General features: G+C 39.8%; 17 protein-coding genes. 8 read left to right on the top strand and 9 right to left on the bottom strand.

What is annotated here, in order from left to right; all coding sequences use genetic code 11:
- Positions 1–69 precede the first annotated feature (69 nt).
- Complete coding sequence (locus tag BLS32_RS12285) at positions 70–813, top strand: SDR family oxidoreductase (protein WP_091396259.1); 744 nt, start codon at positions 70–72, stop codon at positions 811–813.
- 209 nt (positions 814–1022) lie between these two features.
- On the opposite strand, the gene BLS32_RS12280 is transcribed toward BLS32_RS12285, so the two are convergent.
- Positions 1023–2651, bottom strand: coding sequence for a hypothetical protein (locus BLS32_RS12280; RefSeq protein ID WP_091396256.1), 1629 nt, complete (start codon positions 2649–2651; stop codon positions 1023–1025).
- An 11-nt stretch (positions 2652–2662) separates the two neighbouring features.
- A complete protein-coding gene (locus BLS32_RS12275) occupies positions 2663–3223 on the bottom strand; it encodes a hypothetical protein (RefSeq protein WP_091396253.1) in 561 nt (186 codons plus the stop codon).
- Between the two features lie 248 nt (positions 3224–3471).
- On the opposite strand from BLS32_RS12275, the gene BLS32_RS12270 reads away from it, so the two are divergent.
- Positions 3472–6066 (top strand): T9SS type A sorting domain-containing protein, encoded by a 2595-nt coding sequence (locus tag BLS32_RS12270; RefSeq protein ID WP_091396250.1) that lies wholly within the window; start codon positions 3472–3474, stop codon positions 6064–6066.
- Between the two features lie 171 nt (positions 6067–6237).
- Here the strand turns inward: BLS32_RS12270 and BLS32_RS12265 are convergent, their stop codons facing one another.
- Positions 6238–6753, bottom strand: a complete 516-nt coding sequence (locus tag BLS32_RS12265; RefSeq protein ID WP_091396248.1) for a hypothetical protein — start codon at positions 6751–6753, stop codon at positions 6238–6240.
- A gap of 182 nt (positions 6754–6935) precedes the next feature.
- Here BLS32_RS12265 and BLS32_RS12260 point away from each other — a divergent pair, with 182 nt between their 5' ends.
- Positions 6936–8432 carry a Fic family protein gene (locus tag BLS32_RS12260; RefSeq protein WP_091396245.1) on the top strand — a complete coding sequence of 499 codons (1497 nt, stop codon included), beginning with the start codon at positions 6936–6938 and terminating at the stop codon, positions 8430–8432.
- Between the two features lie 260 nt (positions 8433–8692).
- Entirely contained in the window at positions 8693–9784 is a 1092-nt protein-coding gene (locus tag BLS32_RS12255) for a Fic family protein (RefSeq protein WP_091396242.1), read from the top strand.
- A 496-nt stretch (positions 9785–10280) separates the two neighbouring features.
- Here the strand turns inward: BLS32_RS12255 and BLS32_RS18520 are convergent, their stop codons facing one another.
- On the bottom strand, positions 10281–10898 hold the full coding sequence (locus tag BLS32_RS18520) for a hypothetical protein (RefSeq protein ID WP_091396236.1): 618 nt from the start codon (positions 10896–10898) through the stop codon (positions 10281–10283).
- 51 nt (positions 10899–10949) lie between these two features.
- A complete protein-coding gene (locus tag BLS32_RS12240; RefSeq protein ID WP_217639571.1) occupies positions 10950–11495 on the bottom strand; it encodes a hypothetical protein in 546 nt (181 codons plus the stop codon).
- Between the two features lie 172 nt (positions 11496–11667).
- Here BLS32_RS12240 and BLS32_RS12235 point away from each other — a divergent pair, with 172 nt between their 5' ends.
- Together BLS32_RS12235 and BLS32_RS12230 are read left to right on the top strand one after the other, a co-directional pair.
- Positions 11668–12069, top strand: coding sequence for a helix-turn-helix domain-containing protein (locus tag BLS32_RS12235; protein WP_091396230.1), 402 nt, complete (start codon positions 11668–11670; stop codon positions 12067–12069).
- A gap of 321 nt (positions 12070–12390) precedes the next feature.
- Positions 12391–12936 carry a hypothetical protein gene (locus BLS32_RS12230; RefSeq protein WP_091396227.1) on the top strand — a complete coding sequence of 182 codons (546 nt, stop codon included), beginning with the start codon at positions 12391–12393 and terminating at the stop codon, positions 12934–12936.
- Between the two features lie 125 nt (positions 12937–13061).
- Here the strand turns inward: BLS32_RS12230 and BLS32_RS12225 are convergent, their stop codons facing one another.
- Both BLS32_RS12225 and BLS32_RS12220 read right to left on the bottom strand, forming a co-directional pair.
- Positions 13062–13946, bottom strand: coding sequence for a hypothetical protein (locus tag BLS32_RS12225; protein WP_091396225.1), 885 nt, complete (start codon positions 13944–13946; stop codon positions 13062–13064).
- 9 nt (positions 13947–13955) lie between these two features.
- Complete coding sequence (locus BLS32_RS12220) at positions 13956–15095, bottom strand: HNH endonuclease signature motif containing protein (RefSeq protein ID WP_091396222.1); 1140 nt, start codon at positions 15093–15095, stop codon at positions 13956–13958.
- Positions 15096–15266: 171 nt separating this feature from the next.
- On the opposite strand from BLS32_RS12220, the gene BLS32_RS18630 reads away from it, so the two are divergent.
- Both BLS32_RS18630 and BLS32_RS12210 read left to right on the top strand, forming a co-directional pair.
- A complete protein-coding gene (locus BLS32_RS18630) occupies positions 15267–17789 on the top strand; it encodes an SEC-C domain-containing protein (protein ID WP_091396219.1) in 2523 nt (840 codons plus the stop codon).
- A gap of 72 nt (positions 17790–17861) precedes the next feature.
- Positions 17862–19031, top strand: coding sequence for a hypothetical protein (locus tag BLS32_RS12210; RefSeq protein ID WP_091396215.1), 1170 nt, complete (start codon positions 17862–17864; stop codon positions 19029–19031).
- 27 nt (positions 19032–19058) lie between these two features.
- On the opposite strand, the gene BLS32_RS12205 is transcribed toward BLS32_RS12210, so the two are convergent.
- Both BLS32_RS12205 and BLS32_RS12200 read right to left on the bottom strand, forming a co-directional pair.
- Positions 19059–21245: a DNA/RNA helicase domain-containing protein gene (locus BLS32_RS12205; RefSeq protein ID WP_091396212.1), complete on the bottom strand. Its 2187-nt coding sequence runs from the start codon at positions 21243–21245 to the stop codon at positions 19059–19061.
- A complete protein-coding gene (locus BLS32_RS12200; protein ID WP_091396209.1) occupies positions 21242–21580 on the bottom strand; it encodes a nucleotide pyrophosphohydrolase in 339 nt (112 codons plus the stop codon). The genes BLS32_RS12205 and BLS32_RS12200 overlap by 4 nt, the downstream gene beginning before the upstream one ends.
- Positions 21581–21851: the final 271 nt, after the last annotated feature.

The following is a 21851-nucleotide window of genomic DNA, read 5'->3' as shown; positions in this document are numbered from 1 at the left end:
TTACAAAGTTACTAAATTGAATTTATGTAGCCTAACTTCGCACTTTAATAATCACATAATTTACATCAGATGAATTTTAAAGACAAAAACGTAGTGATCACTGGCGGAACTACAGGAATAGGATTTGCAACCGCAAAAGCATTCATCAATGCTGGCGCAAACGTTTGGATTACAGGAAGGAATGCCGAGAACCTGCAAAAAGCGGCCGCCGAAATCGACAGTCCAAAATTAAAAACAGTAGTTTCGGATACCTCAAATTTATCTGAACTGCCTGTTTTGGAAAAAGCAGTCACCGATAGTGGAAACAAACTCGATGTATTGTTCCTGAATGCAGGAATTGCCGTGTTTGCACCAATCGAACAAGTAACAGAAGCCGATTTTGACGCCCAGTTCAACACCAACGTCAAGGGCCATTTCTTTACGCTGCAAAAATTGCTCCCGCATTTGGCCGATGGCGCTGCGGTAGTTTTTACTTCATCGACAGTTGCCACAGCTGCAAATCTTGGCGGCAGTGTATATTCTGCAACCAAAGGCGCTTTGAATAAGATCGCACAGATTGCTGCAAATGAATTAGCCGTAAGAAAGATCCGTGTCAATATCGTAAGTCCGGGGCCAGTTTCCACGCCTGGATTGGATAAGGCTGTGCCGGAAGAAGTTAAACCGCACCTGGCTGCCGCAACGGCACTGCAACGTTTGGGCGATCCTGATGAAATTGCAAAAGCAGTATTGTTCCTGGCTTCAGATGATGCCAGTTTCATTAATGGTACGGAGTTGCTGGCAGACGGTGGTTACATCAATTACGCGCTGAAATAATCAGCAATTTACGATGAACAACGAAAAGCGGCAAATGCCGCTTTTTGCATTAAAAAGCTTCTGGCAAATGGGTTGCCCTTTTCGCACTGCGGTAAGTATTGCAGAGAAGAATGCACGAGGCATTCCTACATGGAAACAGCTAAATTCTTAAATGTGCAGACAAGAAAAAATGCAACTAATAAGCCTGGTACATCTGCAAAACAGCCGCGTCATTGCGAGCGCAGCGAAACAATCTGACGATCGTCCAACAATCTCCCTCCAACAACCAAATCTTTCAACGCTTTCCCCAATTTTTCCACAATCATCTTCATCAGCTCCACCTCCTCTTTACTGTGATGGGACAATCGATGGTGCAGCGTCATGTATTTATCCAGAAAATAAAAAAAGTCGCCCGGAAACTGCCCAAATAAATAATCATACCGCTGCAGGTTCGCATCCGCATAGACACACAGCTGCCACAACACCCGACACGATAGTGAATTGGGCGTGTAAAACGTCTTCGCAGAAATATAGGTCCTGCAAAAAGACAGAAAAAACAAAGTAAAGAGATACTCCAGGCCCTGGTCATTTTGCCTGTCAGGATCAGCCATCGCAAAAAATTGCATTGCGGTATACTCTGTCGCTTTGCAGTACAAAAACAAATCCCCATGGTGCGGTTCGTGTGGCTTGAGCCAATGAAACTCCGGATGGCAATCACCCGAAGAATAAATCAGGTTTTTGCTTTGGATAATTTGGGAAAAGAACTGCTGGTACTGGAAAAGGTTTTTCTGGATCCAGTACCGCTCATGGGCAATAAGTACAAAATCATGCTCCAGGCCAGCTTTGCCTTTTAGCGATTGCGTCAATAATTTCAATTTTTCATTGCCAACACCCCGGGCAATCAGCAGTAAATAGTAGGTTTTATGTTCGCCGTAGGTCGTTTGATGAAACAAGTAAATCTGTTCCGCTTCTACCGACTTTAAGACTGTAGCTATAGCCATTTCGAGGATTTCGTCTTTCTGGCTGTAGGTGGCAATACATAACTCCTGTTTTTCATTTGATCCTTTTTTGATCCATTTCTTCAAAGCAGCCAGGCGCGTTTCAATCAGGTCGTACAAACCCTTTTCGACAATGCCGACAGCCTCAAAAAGATCATCATCAAATATAACTTCACCTTCATCAATGCCCTTTTTGGCTTTTGCAAAAAGTTCCGTCAGGTAATACGAATGGTTGTTCTTTCTTACAAAATACCTCTGGATTTCGGGAATATATGGAATCAGGTTGTTGATCCTTTCGTTCAGGCCTTTCAATGTCACAGTGTGCCCGATATACAAATCTTCGAGGTAATCCAGGTCATAGCCGATCAGCCTTTCGTAGGCTGTGAACACACTGTTTACTGCATCTTCTGCAATGAGTTTTTGCAATTGCCCCAGCCGGACTTCGTGGCCGTTGTAGAATCGTTCTTCAAAGGCGTAAAACTTTTCTTTGTATTTCGTCCAATTCCGCCTGATAAGCAACGGTTCGCCAGCAGCCTCATTCTGATAAATTGCCGCTGGTGGCCTGCAATACGTTTCTATGAACGGATGCCCAAGTGAAAACTTGTGGTGCAGCCGTGTGGAATACACGCAATAGACAAATATCTGGTATTGGTTTTTTAATTTCTCAACCCACGGCCGCGACTGCAGGAGATCGGCATCCTGCTTTTGCTGCAGGTAGATCACAAGCACTGCTTGGCTACCCGGTTTGGGTTTGTTGTAAAACATTTGTACGACGGCATAGTGGCTGACGGTTTGGCGAAGAATATTTTCTAAAAATTCGTTTTCCAGCGTTGGGAATGAGGGTTGTCTTGAAGTTTTCATAAATAGGACGTTTAAAGTGATTCGTTGTTATTTTTTAATTTTTCAATTTTTTCTATTCCGCGTTCCCTGATCAGCCACGCAGCGTCGAGCATTTTGACCAAATGGATGTAAAAAGCCATCGCGTCCCAATAGCCGTCATCGGTATAAGGCGACAAAGCCAACTCTACTGCCTCAGAAAAAAAAGCCTCGAAGTCATCAAGCGTTTTAACAGCAAATGCCTTGCGGAATACCAGGCATGGCTCATGATATTCTTCCTTTGTAAGAGAGGCCTGATGGAGGACGGAATTGCATCCGGATAGTGCAGCGACCTTCCATTTCGTACTCCCGAATTGCAGGCAATAACAGGCCTTCAGCAAAGAACGAACCGATGTATAAAAAGCAAACACAACACCAGGATATTTTGGCTGGTATACTTCTTCTTTCCTGAGATGCATCATGACTTCTCCCAACAGGTGTTTATAATTGTCAAGGTCGTTACTTTGAAAAAAAGCATCAATCTCTTCAAAGGGGCTTTCGGTTTCATGCCGGATCCAAAAATTGGTTTCAAAAGAGGTTTTAGTTCCATTCATCATGTATTCGTTTTATCGTTTAAAAGGCCAGCGGGCTACTGCTTTAGTACCGCAAGTTGCTTCATACCAATCCGGTAAAAAACTTTTAAAACAGATATATTATCCGGATAGTCAGGTATATTATCCCGCAGCCAAAAAAAACCTCAAATAATAACCTGAAACCGCCAAATAATAATCCGCTCCCCATTGGTTCACCGCATTGCCATACTTTTACCCCATGAACCGGCGACCACCAACTAAATCATAACCCTATGAAGAAATTCCTACTTACCGCCCTTGCCGCTTTGCCGGCATTTCTTACCGCAACAGCACAGATTGTAAATATCCCCGATCCGGTGCTTAAAAATTTTCTGGTACACCACAGCTACCACAACAATCCCGGAGGTTCGGGGTGGAACGTTCCCCTTGATACCAACAGCGATGGCGAAATCCAGTATTCCGAAGCGGTCAATTACCCGGCCGACGGCAACGCCCATATGTTTTCCCTGCAGGGCCTCGGCATCCATGATTTAACCGGAATTGAAGCATTTCAGGCGATACAGTGGATTAATGCGCCCGACAATCCGATTACAAACCTCGACGTTACCGGCTGCCTTTCTTTAAAAAGGCTGACGCTGAGTTACAACAATGCTTTTACAGATTTAACTTTGGTCAATGCTTCTCTGGAGAAAATCGAGCTCAGTTGCCCGACACTGACTTCGCTCGACCTGAACGGCTGCCCTGCGCTCAAAGAGATCAATGTGACCAACAATCCGCTGCTTACAACCCTTACGGTAACCAATTGTTCGGCGGTACAGCAATTCCTCGTATATCTGAATCCGGTGATGACCACTTTAAATATGGGATCCCATTATTACATGACGCTTTTTCAATGCCAGAACAACAATTTATCGAGCCTTGACATCAGCGCCTGCCGCTCGCTGCAATATTTCTTTTGTACCGGAAACCCGCTGACGTCGCTGAATATGGCCAACGGCAATCCGCAGAGTTTCGTAACGATCAATGCCTCGGGCTTTCCGGGCTTAAGCTGTATCAAAGTGAACAATCCCGCGGTATCCCAATACCTGTGGCTGCAAACCGGCGGCAATTACCAGTTTGATGAAGGAGTGGAATTCCGGACTGATTGTACGCCTCCCGGCCCCTGTATTGTAGCAATCCCCGATGCCCATTTTAAGGCAAAATTGTTGCAGAATGCTGCGATCAATACCAACGGCAATACGGAAATAGAATGTTCCGAAGCGGAAGCCTATACCGGTGCGATTAATGTAGACAACTCCGAAATCGCCGACATGACGGGCATCAAAGCTTTTTCAAACATCACATCGCTTTCATGCAACGGCAATGACTTTTTTAATTTCACGTCTCTCGATGTCAGCGGACTCGGGGCACTGACTACGGTAAGCTGTACCGGCAACTGGTTTTTCAACAACCTGAACGTCAGCAACTGTACGGCATTGACCACTTTTTCGGTAAATACCGCTACAGGAGGTACAGACCAGGTAATCAACGCCAGCGGCTGCACGTCGCTTACCGGCTTTACCACCGGGGCATGGACGACACTGTCACTTGACCTCAGTGGCTGCACGGCCCTAACCGCTTTGGATATGGCCAATAAATATGTTAGCGCACTGAACATTACCAATTGCAGTGCATTGGCGACACTCGATATCAGCCACAACCAACTCACGCAATTGTCCTTTACGGGTTGCAACGCCCTCACGGCCATCAATTGCAGCTACAACAGCATCACGTCATTGGCGGTAGCAAATGTGTCACCTTTAACGAATCTGGATTGCAGCTTCAACCAGTTGTCAACTTTGAATGTTATGGACAATACAAACCTTGCGGTGCTCAATTGTTCGAACAACCGCCTGCCCTACCTGCTTGTCAGCAACAACACCGCGTTGACGCAGCTCGATTGCAGCACCAACAGCATTGGCTATCTCGATGTCAACAACAATCCGGTGCTGAGGACCTTAAATTGCAGCCACAACAACCTGAATGCGCTAAATGTCAATTCCAATACTGCGCTGGGCAGCCTCAACTGCAGCTACAACAACATCAGTTCCCAGAATGTCAGCTTCAATACCGCCCTGTTCCTGTTGGATTGCAGCTACAACCGCATCAGTACCCAGGATGTCAGTTTAAATACAGCCCTGACTATGTTTTATTGCAGCCACAACACCCTGACGACGGTAGACTTGAGGCACAACAGCATCCTCCGGTCATTGGATTGTTCGTTTAACCAGTTGTCTGAACTACACCTGGACGGCTGCCCGGTATTGATACAATTGGATTGCAGCACCAACCGCCTGGCCGCACTGGATCTTTCCGCACTGGCCCAACTGACCTGGCTCGTCTGCAACAACAATCTTTTAACCGCTTTGGATGTCAGCAGGACCAACTGCATCATACTCACGTGCGATGACAACCAGCTTACTTCCCTGAACCTGGCCAACGGCAACAACACAAACTGGATGCCGCCTACAGCCCACCACAATCCCGGACTCGAGTGTGTAAAGGTGGATAATGCAGTGTATTGCACCGGGAACTGGTCGGGTGATAATTTTGGCTTTGATGCAGGGGTAAGTTTCAGTGAGAACTGCGCGCTCGGAATGACGGAAATCATACACAACTTATTTGTGGCCTATCCGAATCCGACTACCGGCCTGGTGCATTTTTCAAAACCGGTAAACATGGTCCTGTACACCATCACCGGGCAAAAAATCGCCGACAAGCAACATACCGATTCGTTTGACCTTTCCGGCCAGCCGAACGGGGTGTATTTGATGGCGATTTCAGACGATAGCGGGAACACGTTGACAAGGAAAATCATAAAGATTTAACCGGACTATGGGAGCTGCTGCCGCGATAAATTGATACCCAACTTATAAAAAACAACGCCTGTTTTCGCTCGCTGAAAACAGGCGTTGTTTTTTATGGCTTTAAGGCGGTCATGGCTTTTTTGCTTTGCTAATGCTTTAAAATCGTTTGCCTTTGTCAGGAACTACTGTACGTTAATCCCTTTCCCGGAGCAACTGTGCCGCATCAAGCATTTTAATCAAATGGATGTATGGCGTCATCAGATCGGTATCGCAGGCTTCAATATGGGGTGACTGGGACAAATGGGCGATCTCACATAAAAAAAATTCGTAGTCACTGAGGGTTTGTACAGCAAATGCATTTATAAATGCCAAGAAAGGATTTTTGTATTCTTCAACGGACAACGAAGCCTGATAAAGTACAGACTCAGGTGCCACTGCCTCGGTAACGATCCGTTTCCCGCTTTTTAACTGCAAAATATAACAGGCCCTGACGAAAGAGCGCAACGCAGCATACATGATAAAAACCCTGCCCGGATACTTTTGGTCGTAGATTTCATGCCTGCGGCTGTACATCATCAGTTCTCCAAGCCGTTGCTTAAAATCATCAAGGTGGTCGTAATCAAAAAAGGCCTCGAATACTTCGAAAGGGTCTTTGATTTCATACGCCGCCCAGAACCGGGTCTCAAACGACATTTTTTTCTTCTTCATAAGTTCAGTATTTAAATGAAACAAACTGCAAGCTGCGAAACGCTACCCGACTACGAAAGTTCGAAACGCCGTAAATTATCCCAGGCCCACTACCCTTCCAAAATCCTATTATCAATAATTATCAATTGTCAATTGCCCATTATCCATGAATCAATTATCTTAGCGTCAGCAACCGCGCCTTTATGAAAAGACAAAAAGTATTCATCTCCAGTGTCCAGAAAGAATTTGCCGAAATCCGCGAAGCGCTATGGATGCATTTCCTTTCCGATCCGCTGCTGAGTTCTTTTTACGAGCCTGTCATTTTTGAAAAGCTCCCCGCCGATGCGCATCCGCCCGACCGGGTGTACCTCTCAGAAGTGGCCCAATCTTCCGTATACCTGATCCTGCTCGGAACCGATTACGGCTATGAAGATGCCAACGGCGTATCGCCCACCGAACATGAATACGACCATGCGGCAGCCTTATACAAAACCACTTTGGCTTTTATAAAAGGCGGCATGTCAGACCAACGGCATCCGAAAGAAACCCGGCTGATTGAAAAAATGCAGGAGCATGTATCCTACAAACGGTTCCATACGACAGCCGAACTGCTCTTCGAAGTCAACAAGGCGCTGGTCGCTTTATTGAAACACCTCGGGCTGATCCAGGTAACCGACTTTGATGCAAGCTTCAATGCCACAGCCGCACCCGAAGACATCAGCGGAGATAAGGTGGCCGAGTTCATGGCACTCGCCCGGAACAAAAGGGGCTTTCCGTTGCGCGAGGGCAGTGCGCCTTCGAGGGTTTTGGCACACCTGAACATGCAGTCCGGGGAACGGCTGACCAACAGTGCGCTGCTGGCTTTTGCCTCCGATCCGCAGCGTTTTTTCCCTTCGGCCATTGTCAAATGTGCCCACTTCCACGGCTACCATGTCGAAAAGCCCATCCCCGACCACAAAGTGCTCAAAGGCGATGTGTTTATGCAGGTAGACCAGGCGGTCGATTTTGTATTGTCGAAGATCAGTGTTGCCGTCGGCATGCGCAACAGCGGCAACCAGGCACCGGTAAGCTACGAAATGCCGCGGGCCGTGATTGCCGAGGCCATTGTAAACGCCGTAGCGCACCGAGATTACAACAGCAACGGCAGCGTGCAATTGATGCTGTTTGCCGACCGCCTCGAAATCTCAAACCCGGGTGGGCTCACGCCCGAGCTCACCATCGACAAGCTCAAAACCGACCATGCCTCCTATCCGGTAAATCCCGTACTGGCAGAAGTGATGTACCAGGCCGGGTACATCGAACGTTTTGGCACCGGTACCGGCGAAATCATCCGGCTGACCGAACAGGCCGGGTTGCGCGAACCCGATTTTGACCTCGAAGAAGGTTTTAAGGTCACACTGTGGAGGCCGGCAACCGCCGCTGGACAAGCTACCGGACAAGCCACTGGACAAGTTACCGGACAAGCGGACGAAGAAGTAAAAAGGGTACTCCTCGTCATGGATGGCGAACTGCGGACCAGCGAGATCATGGGCGCACTCGACCTGAAGCACCGCGAATACTTCCGCGATGCCTACCTGCTTCCGGCCATCGCCGGAGGATTTATCGAAATGACCGTACCGGACAAGCCCAACAGCCCCAACCAAAAGTACAGGCTGACTGCCGATGGGATTTTGCTTAAGGGATTGCTGGGCTCAAAATGATAATGCTTTCAATTGAACGTGTCATTGCGGGCAAAGCCGAAGCAACCTGCCAACATTTACGTAAATGTCATTTAAAATAGCGCTCCGTTAACTTAAAACAGATTAGCTTCGCTCCTTACTATGCTTGGTTGCTTCATGCTATGACGTGTGCGTAAAAAGGCATCAATCACCGCATATTTGCGGTTAAAAATCAAAACAATCACCGCAAAATTGTAAATGCGGTGATTAAGTAATATATTTACCGCAAAAATGCGGTGATTATGTATGTGCATCAACTAAAAGAATGGCCAAATTTCACTTGGGATTCATCAAAGATTTCAGCAAAACTAGGCGAAGTAAGACACCGGCAGGGTAAGATATTGGGACAAATGCAGGCGCTTGGTTTCAAACTCCAGGAAGAAACCATGCTTCAAACATTAACACTCGACGTTATTAAATCGAGTGAAATTGAAGGTGAAATATTAAACCATGAACAGGTACGCTCTTCCATTGCAAAACGATTGGGCATTGATGTTGCCGGAACTGTTACCTCCGACAGAAATGTAGAAGGTGTTGTTGAGATGATGCTCGATGCCACACAAAACTATCAAAATGACCTGACCACAGACCGGATATTTGGATGGCATGGGGCACTTTTTCCAACAGGAAGAAGTGGAATATATAAGATTATAACAGGAAATTGGCGTAAAGATATCATGCAGGTCACTTCAGGTTCTATGGGAAAAGAGATCGTGCATTTTGAAGCACCACAACCAAATGTTGTTGCGGCCGAAATGCAGGCTTTTTTAACCTGGTTAGCCCGACGAAATGAAATTGATCCCGTAATAAAAGCGGCTATAGCACATTTATGGTTTGTGACCATACATCCTTTTGATGATGGCAATGGAAGAATTGCCCGGGCAATTACCGATATGATGCTTGCACGTGCAGATCAAAGTACGCAACGATTTTATTCGATGTCGGCACAGATACAAAAAGAAAGAAATGAGTATTACAATATATTAGAATCAACACAAAAAGGGGATCTCAATATAACGGAGTGGCTGGAGTGGTTTCTAAACTGTTTGTACAGATCGATGGAAAACACCGGCCTGACTATTGAAAAAACAATAGACAGAAGTGTGTTTTGGGACGTTAACCGCGATAAAAGTTTTAATTCACGCCAAACAGCGATGCTACAGGTACTGTTGGATCATTTTTTCGGTAATCTTAATGTTTCCAAATGGGCTAAAATGACAAAAACATCTACAGATACCGCTCTTAGGGATATCAAAGATTTGGTAGGAAAAGACATATTGGTACAAGAAGGCGCCGGAAGAAGTACCATTTATAAACTAAAAATACACCATTGAAAAGGCCATTAGCCCTATTGGCACAAAGCCACTTCATAACCACCGCGCGTTCAGAAGCAATATGACCTATGAATACAACCGGTAGTGAGGCTACATCTTAAGGCTATTCCCTTAGCAACTGCGCCGTGTCAAGCATTTTAATGAAATGAATATATGGCGTGATCAAATCGGTGTCGCATTTGTTTTACAGATCGATGACGATGCAGATGATTGCGAGATGTTCGCAGAAGTGCTGCACGGATTATCCAATGCAAAATACATTGCGGCAAATAATCCTTTTACCGCTGTTGACGAGTTTGTGAACGGCATTGAAGTACTTTCGAAAAATAAAAAAAATAAAGAAACTTGTAACATCCTTGTGATCATGTTTTCGACCAGCGTTCGTCAGGACTTTATTGACAAGGCGTTATCGCCGGGCGCCATTCGGTATATGGCAAAACCGTTTAGCATAGAAGAAATGCGGAGATTCATCCTTTCAATCAGGCAAGTACCGCCGCTACTTCCCTCCGCCCTCCATGGCACCGTAACACACATAAGCCGATTCCAGGAATACCCGCACCAGGCAAAACCACGCCATCAGGTCAAGGTGTTCCTGCAATTCGGGATCGTTTTCGAGTTTGTAAATTTCCTCCGGGTCGGGACCCAGGCTGTCTGTTTTATTTCGGAAGCTTGCATAATAATCTGCGCCGACAACCCCAACAACCATCTGTAAAATTTCGCTCACAAAATCGCCACACACAATTGATTTCAGCATGTATTGCAGCATGTCACGCTGTTGCCTATCATTGCCGGGATGCGCTTTTAAATCTGCACAGAAAAGCAGGATTGCCTGGAAGCACGACAACAATCCTGCCGTCTTAATTTCTGCCACACTGCTTCCCGCGATCGCTGCGTTGCCGGTAAGTGTTTCTTCGAGCCCATACTCCTGCAACAGCTCGGGATAATGCTCAAACAAATCGTTTACGCGCGGGTTTTTAAGTTTGCCCAGAAAAGCGTGAATGCCTTTTTCAAGGTTGTGCCTGTCTGCATCCTGCAATAACAGGTCTAACGTAAATTGCGCATCGGCTTTAGAGGTGATGAGCCATAGTTGTTTGTTGTTCTTATTTTTTTTCATGTCGGAGTATATTACGGGTGGCAGGTTTTCGGAGTTGCAAAACGGCGTTGGTTAATTTTTCAATCTTTTAATTTTGTCAGCACCCCTTTCGTGAATGAGTTGCGCTGCATCAAGCATTTTAACCAGGTGGATGTAAAACGCCATGACATCCCAGCTGTCGTCTTCTGTATAATGCGACAGGGCCAGTTCTACTGTATCACATAAAAAGAAATCAAATTCCGCAAGTGTTTTGAATGCGAAGGCATTGCGGAACACCAGGTAAGGATCTGTAAACTCTTCATTTGTCAGCGAGGCCTGGTGAAGGATCGACCCACAGCCGGATGTCGCTGCAAAATTAATTTCCCAACTTTTAAACTGCAGGCAATGACAGGCTTTGAGCAAAGAACGCAACGCTTTATAAAAAATAAACACGGTTCCCGGATACTCCCGTTGATACACTTCCCGCTTTCGGGTATACATCAATACTTCCCCTAACATTTGCTTGTAACTGGCCAGGTTGTCGTTTTCAAAAAAAGCATCGATCACTTTACGGGGGCTGCCGGCTTCATACCTGATCCAAAAATTGGTTTCAAACGATACTTTTTGCTTTTTCATCATTGGGTTTTTACTGTGGATAAGCAAAATTCCCTTCTTAAAAACGGATAATCTATTCAGAAATGAATATTATAGCCATAACATTGGATATTTTACCGGAGATTTTTTAACTTTACCCCTCAGACATTTTAACCACAATGGCTTTACCTTTGAGCCGTCAAAATTAAGAACCGCCATGGAACAAAAAATACATCAGGGAAAAAACATCAAACGATTCAGGGAAATGCTGGGCATTAAGCAGGAAGCACTGGCTTTTGACCTCGGGGAAGACTGGAACCAGAAGAAAATTTCCATGCTGGAGCAAAAGGATGTGATTGAGGAAGACATGCTGAAACAAATTTCAGCGGCTTTGAGGATTCCGGTGGAGGCGTTTCAGAATTTTGATGAGGAGCAGGCGGTGAATATTATTTCGAATACTTTTACAAATAGCGATAGCGCAGTTGGTTTTATCATTAACAATCACAATCCCCTAGATAAAATCATACAACTCCATGACGAAAAAATTGCTCTTTACGAACGTATGTTGAAAGAAAAGGATGATATGATGGAGAGATTGGAAAAGTTGATTAATAAATAGATTATTTACAATGATAACTTTAATATAAATATCATCAAATTAAATCATAACATAGTTTAAAGTAGTTAGTGTCATAAGCTTAGTTCTGGGTTGAAATGATTAAATTATACTCAAATCATATAATCTAGGCATTAAGCAATACTGGAGGTACCACAAATACAAAAAGCAAACCCTTGAAATCAGTAGATCTTCAAGGGTTTTTTATTTGTGGCTCCCAAATGTGGTCAACTAACACAATGACTATATAAATTTTCAAAAAATATCAGATTATACCCAATTTACATTAGCTTTGGCTGATTATGCTAATTATAACGATTCAGTATGTATCAAATAAAAGTAAAAGATTGGAGGAAAATACCTCTTAAAAACTTAGAATTTATACTCAATCAAGCGGAAGTACACTTAAAATATACGCTCGATATTTCAGATAAAATTACTACTCGTTTTTACACTACACTTGTGATTCTTGTAGGATTATTTACTGCAGGTATAGGTTATTTTTCAAACGAATATTCAGCTTATGGTGTGGTTTATAACAACAAGTACTACATAAACCTTAGTTTTTTAATAATTCTGCTGATTAAAATATTCTTCTTTGTGTATAACATCAGTCCCAGAAAGTTTATGGGCTTAGGGCGAAGTCCGCACGAATTAGCTAATATCAATCTTCTTCAACCTATTGAGGACATTACAGAAGAAGAGCAATATAAATCACTTCTGATCGGAGAAATAAACAACCTTGAAATAAAACTTGAATATAACACCAAACAAAACCAATCCCGTCTATTGATACTCAAAAGGTTGATCTACTCTATTGTTCTTTTAGCAACTACTTACCTTATCTTATATCAATTATTGGTTCTGTAGTAGTTGGTTGCGGTGTAGAAGGTGGATTTGTGGGCATGTCAGGAACTTTGTCCTTATCATCAGTTATCATACTTGTACTTTTATTAGCGTAAAGTTAAATAATAAGTTTACAAATGATGCAAAAATTACATCAATTTCAATTTATCATTCGTTAGAAACTCATAAATCATAAATGCGGTTTCTTTATTGATTGCTTGTTCAAGTCCCAAATCTAATAACTTTCCTTTTAGAACTTGCGACCATGTTTTTTTTGACAACTTTGATTGCAAATCTCTTAATTCTTCAATCTCATTGAAAATGATTTCCTGTCCAAAACCTAATGCTTTTAAGCGTTTCGTTATTTCATCTAATTTTTTATACAGATCGTCACTCAATACCTTTTTGTTCCCTCTTTGCTTTAACTTTCTTTCAATATATGAAGCTCCCTTTATAGTTAGCTTTACAGCATCTCCTTTGTAATCGGATTCCCGATGCACATAACCCTTCTTATTCAAATCTTCAGCAAGTTCTTCCGTCTCGTTATCTCTAAATTTAATGTCGTTAAATCTAAATATGCTACTGATGGAATAGAACTTATCATTAAAAACCTTATGAAGTTTTTCTAAAAGAAAATCTTTCTTTTCAGTAATACCATGAATTACAACATTGTCTCCATCAGATTCTGTAAAGCTGTTCACGAGTCCTAACATTTCAATAAGAAATCTCAAGCAATTTATTTTTCTTTCTATTTCGCTTTTTTCAAATTCGGCATCGTGTGTGTCATCTTTAGATTTTAAAAAATCATAAAAAAGTAAATCAGAATTATTGTAGAAAAATTTGATAAACACTTTGGCGTTAGGTCTAATAGATTGCTCTAAAACAATATTTACTTGAGCGGTAATTTCATTATTAAATTCATATAGTTTTTTACCTGAGACTGTTGTGTCTTGAATAATCAAATTTGCTGCTTCGATAATCGAATTAAACTTTTCAATTAAACTTGAAAAGGGAAGAGTTAAGCTATATTTCATAAGTCCTTATTATAAATCTTCGTCCGCCTGATATTTATCCCAATCGTATTTTAAATAATGAATAAGCGGTGTCTTATCCTTTTTCTCAATTGCAAGCCCAAAAGCGTACGGTCTTATTTCTATTCGAATATATTCTTTTTCATTCTCAATAACCTGCTCTATATTCAATATCTTACCATAAACAGCATAAATTGGTCTTCTTGCAATTCTCCACCCTGCGGTAGCCGATGTGATATACATAGGATTTACTGCCCATTCCACTATGAAAGGTTTCTTTCTAATATGTATAGATGTGTAGTCAGATTCTTCACTTACAACACCTCGATATTGCTTTCCATAAACACCGCCAACATAATAACAAAATTTGCCCAATATTCCTTTTCTAACCTCAGAGACTTTTAAAAGGTCTTCCAAATTATTCACGTTCACGGCACTGAAAATATCTAATAACATTTCATAATAATGCTGAATAAGTGTTGTTGAACCAAAGAGCGCAAAAAATTTTAATGGAGTATTTGGATTGAGATTGTGATCAATATATAATTGTGGATTTATTGTACCGTCATCCAATATCTTACCCGATTGTAGTAATTGTTGTGTAAATCTCGTACTTGGAATAACTTTTTTTATTTGAATTGCTAATTCAAGAATTCTGGGAACATTAACAAAATCCAAATCATGTATATTACCCGTCAAGGTAGCTTGCCTTATTTTTACGTTCTCAACATAATTCTCCCAATTTCTTTTGAATTGTTTTATCTGTTTTGGTGTAAGTTTATTTGCAAGTGCCTCCCCTTCTCTATGCGCTAATTCATGGTCATTCGGACAAAGCAATGCCAAATTATCATAATCGTTATTTTGGGAGATATTATAGTGTTCAATATGGTGTATGATATAGGCATCACTTTTTATGCCTTTACACACACAACAAGTTGCACTATTCCTCTCCAGAAGCCTCTGAACATCTGCTTCATTAATTGGATTTCTCGTTACACATTCTTTAAGAATAGTAGCCTGATATTTATCCAAACCGTATACAGCGATAAGATTTTTTTTGCTTGTACCTCGTATTGACGTAAGATTAAGACCAACATTTATAGCCAATGAAGCGAGTTCAGTGTTAATCCCATATTGTAATAATTTTTCCATAAACCGTATTGTAAACGCTAATTTAGGGTTTTAACATTAATTTGAAGATTGTCTTAGCAAATACAATATTTAAATTATCTTTAAAATCCAAAACTCCAAGTGATGTGAATTTACACTCCCTGTATTCATATTTGACAATAACAAATCTTCAACCTTTTAAAGAATATAAAAATGAAAACATGCAGAAACGACTCATGCCCTTGCGGAAGCGGTAAAAAGTATAAAAAGTGTTGTTTAAATAAAGAAAACACTTTCCACGTCAACAATGAAAATCCAATGCAACCAAATTCATTTTTCGCAAAGTACAATTCAATAGATATGTTGCAAACTATTGCTGGCTTATCTATTCTACCTAAAAATGATGGCAAATATGTAAGAATGGAATTAATTACCCATGAGATTATTACAAATTATAATTTAAAAGATGACTTAGTAACAAGCCAAGTATTTGAAGAATATGTTTCTAAACAATATCCTTCAAATCATAACGAAGAAATACCCGTAAACCTATTTACTGACCTTGTAACATTTCATGGTGGTGACTATTTGATATTTCCCGGAATAACTGAAGGTGGTGAGTTCATCTTGTCTAACTTGCTTGCAACAATATTTCAATGGCCAGACTCAAGTATTCAAGATAATTTTAGAAGCAATGCTTTTCAAGTTTCGCTTTTGCTTCTTAAAATTTCAAATCGAATAGCGACAAAGATGGGCTATACAAGATACCTAAATGGCGAAAAAGATTCAAACAAGATGTTTTTTCCAAATGATGAAGTTTTAAATCAAGTCAAATCAGCAGTAACATTTAGCGAGGACGAAATGAATGAATTATTGAAAGAAAATTCAATTTCGAAATTTGCTCTACAAAAATTCATAGTAGATATTAACGATAACTCATTTAAATCTCAATTTGCCGAAGAAAGCCCATTGTTAAGCAAGCCTATTCTGTATAAGGATGGAAAATATATAGTGATTTCTCCAGCGACATTAAGCTTTGCATTAACAAATTTCATTTGGCAACAAGCAATTGAAATGGACTGTATGGACATTGTAAATGAAGCTTACCATAATTTCATTTGGAATCATTTACAATATCGTTTAGGACAAATGAAATATGAAAGAATAAATGACTTCAATATTCCTGAAACTGACCTTCCTATTAAAGAGCATATTTATCAATTTGATGACGATAAAATCGCTTATATACAGCTGATATACGATGCAGGAAAAAACTTCAATGAGAGTGATGTTTTTATTGTTCCTACTACAATTTATAACCGTAAGCAAGATGTTATTACACAATTACAGCAAATTACCGCATATAAGAATTTCAAAATATTTGACCTAACTATCACCTCAGGTATTGGAAGAAGTACAATGTCACATAAAATGGTATATAAGGATGTGTTCTCTCTTCCAATACCTCTTTACGAATTTGAAGTCTTAGCAAGTTTAAAAGATACCGATGCAATTGATCTTTGGAAATTTTCACATGCAAAAGAAACCCAAATTAATGATACTCCTTTTATAGATTTTTCCTTTCTTGATCAATATCAAGTTTATAAAGACCATAACGATTCGTTTTATCTTTCAGATGATACAAAAGATGTTTTTTTAAACCCTACAGTAGGATATGCTGCAGAAGTAATTAAGGACTCTAAACTACTTACCGACAAACACTCCTCACTTCACTTTACAGATAATCGATTAGGATTTGTACCTGTTGAAAGAAAAGATAAATTTGCTCCAATTTATGTATATGTAATGGGATTAGCAAGTTCACAACTTGAACTTCTAATTGAAGGTTTTCACCAACCTATATGGGTGAAGCCTAAATCTATTTCTAAAGGTAGTTCGAGTGAATTGAGTCGTATGTATTGGGAAATGACCGATGCTATTGCCTATTGGCTTTGGCAAATTCAAGATGAGATTAAAGATGACCTAATGCCACTTGGTGACAAGCCTTTATTTGCAACTTTTTCCTTCGACAATGAAAATAGCTTTGATGTAATAAATCGAAATTTTACCAGAGAGGAAAACCTTTTGGGTAAATTTCAAACAAGCGCTACAGATAATTCATTTGAAATAGTTATTCCTTCGCAAATTCTTCCATATCTCTATGGGTCGGAAAATGAAGGCGAAAGAATTTTACTAAAGTGTTTAATATTGTCAATAAACAAATTATTAACCTTACACGATTATTTAATTATTTCAGAAGAAAGGGTTATTAAAATAATAGAAGATTGCGCTCCTTTGGGAATGAAAAAAAAGATATTTATTCTTGACACGCAGGACAATCTTCTTCTCGATCTAACAAATCTTGTAGAGAAAAGAAATATTCAGAAATATGATGTTGAAGTAATAAATAATCTCATTGTTCCTGGGCTTGGTGTTAACTGTCCCCCAATAGGAGAAATAAAATCTAAAGAAGAAAAAGAAAAGCTTGCTATAAATATAGTTGTGAAAACTTTATTGCCTTTGCTAAAGAAAAAACTTTCACAATATAATTCTCAAGAATTATTACAAAAATTAATTAGTCTTAATGAAAGTCTTATTAGGAAAAGAGAATTTTTAAGAATCCTCGTGCCTACCAGAATTGCATGTTTTATAAGTGTCGAGCAACAAATAATTGAACTAAAAGAAAGTTTAGGAGATATCAATAGAACGACGGTTGCAACGCGATGCTTAATTTAGCATATAGCTGCTGAACAAACAATTGGCAACGAAACTATAAGTACAACAGCAGTTGATGAACTACTTGCTATTATGGATCGTGTAATAACATGGGGTTCAATTGGTGATCAAGTAAAATATAACCTATTTGATATTAAAATGGGGATTCTACCTTCAGAAAGGGTTGGGTTAGAAAAAACAAATATTAAAGAGGTGTTTGATCCATATTACCATTCAAAGACGAAAGAGGATGTTACAGATGCAATTAAAGCTTATCAGCAAGTCTTTCCTCAACGGAATCCATCAAAAGGTAAAGATACACCGTCTGCTTTAGATAGAGCATTTCTTTCTGATTTTGGAATTTCATTTGACCGTATTTGTGAATTCATTGAAGGCTTAGCTATTATTGGAATTCAACAGACCACCTCATTTTCATTTTTAGATATAAAACAACTCAAAACCGAGATTAATAAAGTAATTACTCCGTTCGATGACTCAGAATTTGACAATGCGGTAAACTATCTTACTTTATTCAAAAGGGGTAAAATCGAAAAAATCCCAGAAGGCTACGAGTCTTTTGACATATCCCCATGGCGTTTCAATCGTAGACTATCATTGCTCAGAAAACCCATTGTGGCTTTTGAAAACGTTGCAGATAAAAAAAATCCGATAATGTATTGGGGATTTAGGCAAGTCTTATCGAGTAGGATATATTTAGCAGATCAAATAACTTCTGGAAGATTGAAAGTTTCTGAAAGTGGACAAGTTATTAAAGCAATGGGTAAATTGGCACAAGAACGTGGAGATTCTTTGGTTTCTAAAATTTTTAAAAAGTTGCAAAGTAAAGATTTAATTATCGATACAGAAGTTGAGATAAACACGAAAAGTCAGTTATTAGCGGATAAAGATTTAGGCGATATTGATATTTTAGTAATTGACAAATCAAAGAATATTATCTATAGCCTTGAATGTAAAAGTATGTCTCCAAGTAGAAATATTAAAGAAATGGTGGAAGAGTTGAATAAACTTTTTGAAGACCGATGGATTGACAAGCATGTGGTAAGAGATACTTGGATCAAAAATAATTTGAACTTACTTGGAGCCAAATATAAAATAGATTTGACAGGTTTTTTAGTAAAATCAATTTTTGTAACTCAAGAAGATATGTTGACACCATATTTAAAAAAGGGTGTTTTACCTATTCCATTTGTTACAAGTTATGAGATTGAAGAAAATGGAATAAATACTTTTGATTTATTATAATGTGATACACTCTGTACCACACAATTTTCACAGTACACATTCAAAAACTCCTATAACATTTAAATTACTCAATTCATCGTCTTCTAAAACAATGTCTTTATAGTTAATTTCGTAGGACAATGGCTTCAATGTTATAGACAGTTGACGCCAGGAATCACTTTCCACATTCTTCTTACTTCTATACTCTTTCACCGTATATCCAGCCCCAAAATCAGCATCTTGAATGTCGTGATGTTCAACTAAAACAATCCTTCCATCTCTTGATCCTCCAGTATATTTTCGAAATAAGCAAATCGCTCCATTAGGAATCACTTTATTCATTGATTCACCAACTACTGTAAATGCGAACAAATCCATGGAAGCTTTATATGCGCTTGGTAAAGCAATCCATTTGAAATCAGTAACCTGTTGCAATTCGCTAAAACTTCCCGCCGCAGCTTTTAAATTGTAAAGTGGTACAGCATTCTCAAAGGGAATGACTTCTTCCTCTGGCAAAAAGACAATTTCTTTATTCTTCTTAAACATTGGAATGTGTTTTGCAAAATACTCCCTAAGATTTTGATCGCACGCGTAAACGTAAGTCCCCTTAATCCCTCTCAACATTACCGTTTTGTAGATATTGAGTATAAAATCTTTTAACTCATTTGGATCGGTGATCGATTGTTTGCCGTTCGTATCAAAGTAATTTTCTTTTAAGATAATAATTTCATCCTTTTCCGGGTCATATGAAATTTCATTTCCAAAAATTATTCCTGTATAATTTAGATCATAACCTTGGGTGGTATGAATGCATCCTACCTCATTGATGGAATTTTCAGAATTTACCCAATCGATACTTACGCTGTTCCACTGCAACACCGTATTTTCAATTTTGATATCATGCACCGCTTTGTCATTTTTGGAAATCCACGGCCACGAATATCCTGCAACCATGCGAGATAAACCATTTTCAGTTTCCCTTAACCTGATTTCTTTTAAAATATCCTCAATGGACTCAAAGAGAAGAAATTCATAGTCTTTAGAATTAAAGACAGGTGTTTGAGGAGCTATTTCAGCGCTTAGAAGCCTGCTTATATATTGAACATAATCATTTCCGCCTCTTACCCTGAACTGCGAACGGAGGTATTCTATTTTAGTAAACGGACTTGCTTTTAGCCTGTCAAAATCTTCTTTTTTGACATCCGATGGTTTAATGGATTGGTTCTCGTCATAAAAGAAAATGGCGCTTTCAGATTGCTTTATAATCCAGTCAAGTTCGTTAGTACTATTCTTCTCAAGATTTAATTTTTCGTTTACAACATCAAAGGCACGAAAATAAGCACCTAAATTGACCCTCCGCCTTAAGCGATGTGATTCATCCACAACTACAATGTCAAAGGTATCTTTAACAATTTCTGCGGGACCAATGACCATGCTCGCATTCAACCCTTTTATATTTTTGAAAACTTTTTTAAGCGTATTGCGAAATGAGGACATTGGAACTACCAACGCCATCTTGGGATTAGGATATTTTTGTTTCAATGCAAAGACCAGTTCGATGAACTCAGCCTCGTCACTCCCAAATTCTTCGAAATTAAAATCCTCGTTGCTGGTGTTAAGCAATTTAAATAAAAAAATTGCCAGAATAGTCTTGCCTGTACCCGCTCCGCCTTCAACGATGATATTCCGAAAGGTATTGTTGAGCAGGCTTTTCATAATGACAAGCAGCCCACTTTTTTGCTCAGAGGTCAGGCTCTTGTAAGGTGAGTATTTAAACAAATCAGAATTATCAATGTAGTCAATCGGGTGTTTTGCAATTCCTTCCGCACGTAAATTGTCCCAAATGGATTTGAAAATATCCCAATAGACTTCTTTCTTTTGATAATAATTATGGTTTGCCAATCCAATATTCCCATTAATCAATCTGTACTGTCCGTCACCTGAAATATACTTTATGAGATTGGATTCGATATCGAGTGTGGCCGACTTATTAAACTTGTCGCTCGATATCAAATGCACCGCTGTAAGCTTATTTTTAATATTGCTTTTCAGATGGCTGCTCATTCTGGCATAAGCATCGGTTGTTTCTCCTACGTAGGCTTCCTTTGTATTCCCATCACTAAGGATGTAAACAACCGGCCATAGGTCTTTGGTGTAATGGGCATTTTGAAATTCACCAAATAACTGAGAATCGAAATCATACTTTCGAATTGCAAAAGCATCATTTTGACTCATAATTCGTCATACTTTTTTGCTGTTCCTTTTGCTTTTGCAACAGGATACTTTTCTCCGTTCTTTTCAATTTTTTCTAACACGATATCGAAAATATCCAATTGATGTTTCTCAGCAAGCAAAAGCGAAAACGAAAGCACGTCAGCAAGTTCTTCTTTAAGTTTCTCTATGTTCACCTGATCACTTTCTGTTTCTTTTTTCCATAGAAAAAGTTCATTGAGCTCAGCAGCCTCAATTGATATTGCCAAAGCTAAATTTTTAGAATCGTGAAACTGTTGCCAGTCACGGTCATTCCTAAATTCGATTAATTTTTCTATTGTCTTTTTATATTTGTCCATCTGACATGCTTATCAATTATTTCAATCAAAAAGTAAATATACAGTATTGTGATCAATTAAAGTATTAGCCATAATGGCTAAAATATATTATCATGTCTTAATACTATTACGGTTTTCCTTAATGAAGGAATTCAGAGCGAGTTTGTAATTATAGAAAACGATGCAGTTAATTTACAAGATAAATAGCGAATAATTCGAGTGGCAAAACCCGTTAAATTGCGTTTAATAATTACAGCATGAAGTGGTATTGGCCGCTAATCTGTAGCAAGAA

The sequence above is a fragment of the Flavobacterium noncentrifugens genome, from assembly GCF_900100375.1.
Lineage (GTDB): Bacteria > Bacteroidota > Bacteroidia > Flavobacteriales > Flavobacteriaceae > Flavobacterium > Flavobacterium noncentrifugens.
This window is presented reverse-complemented; position numbering and strand designations above follow the sequence as displayed.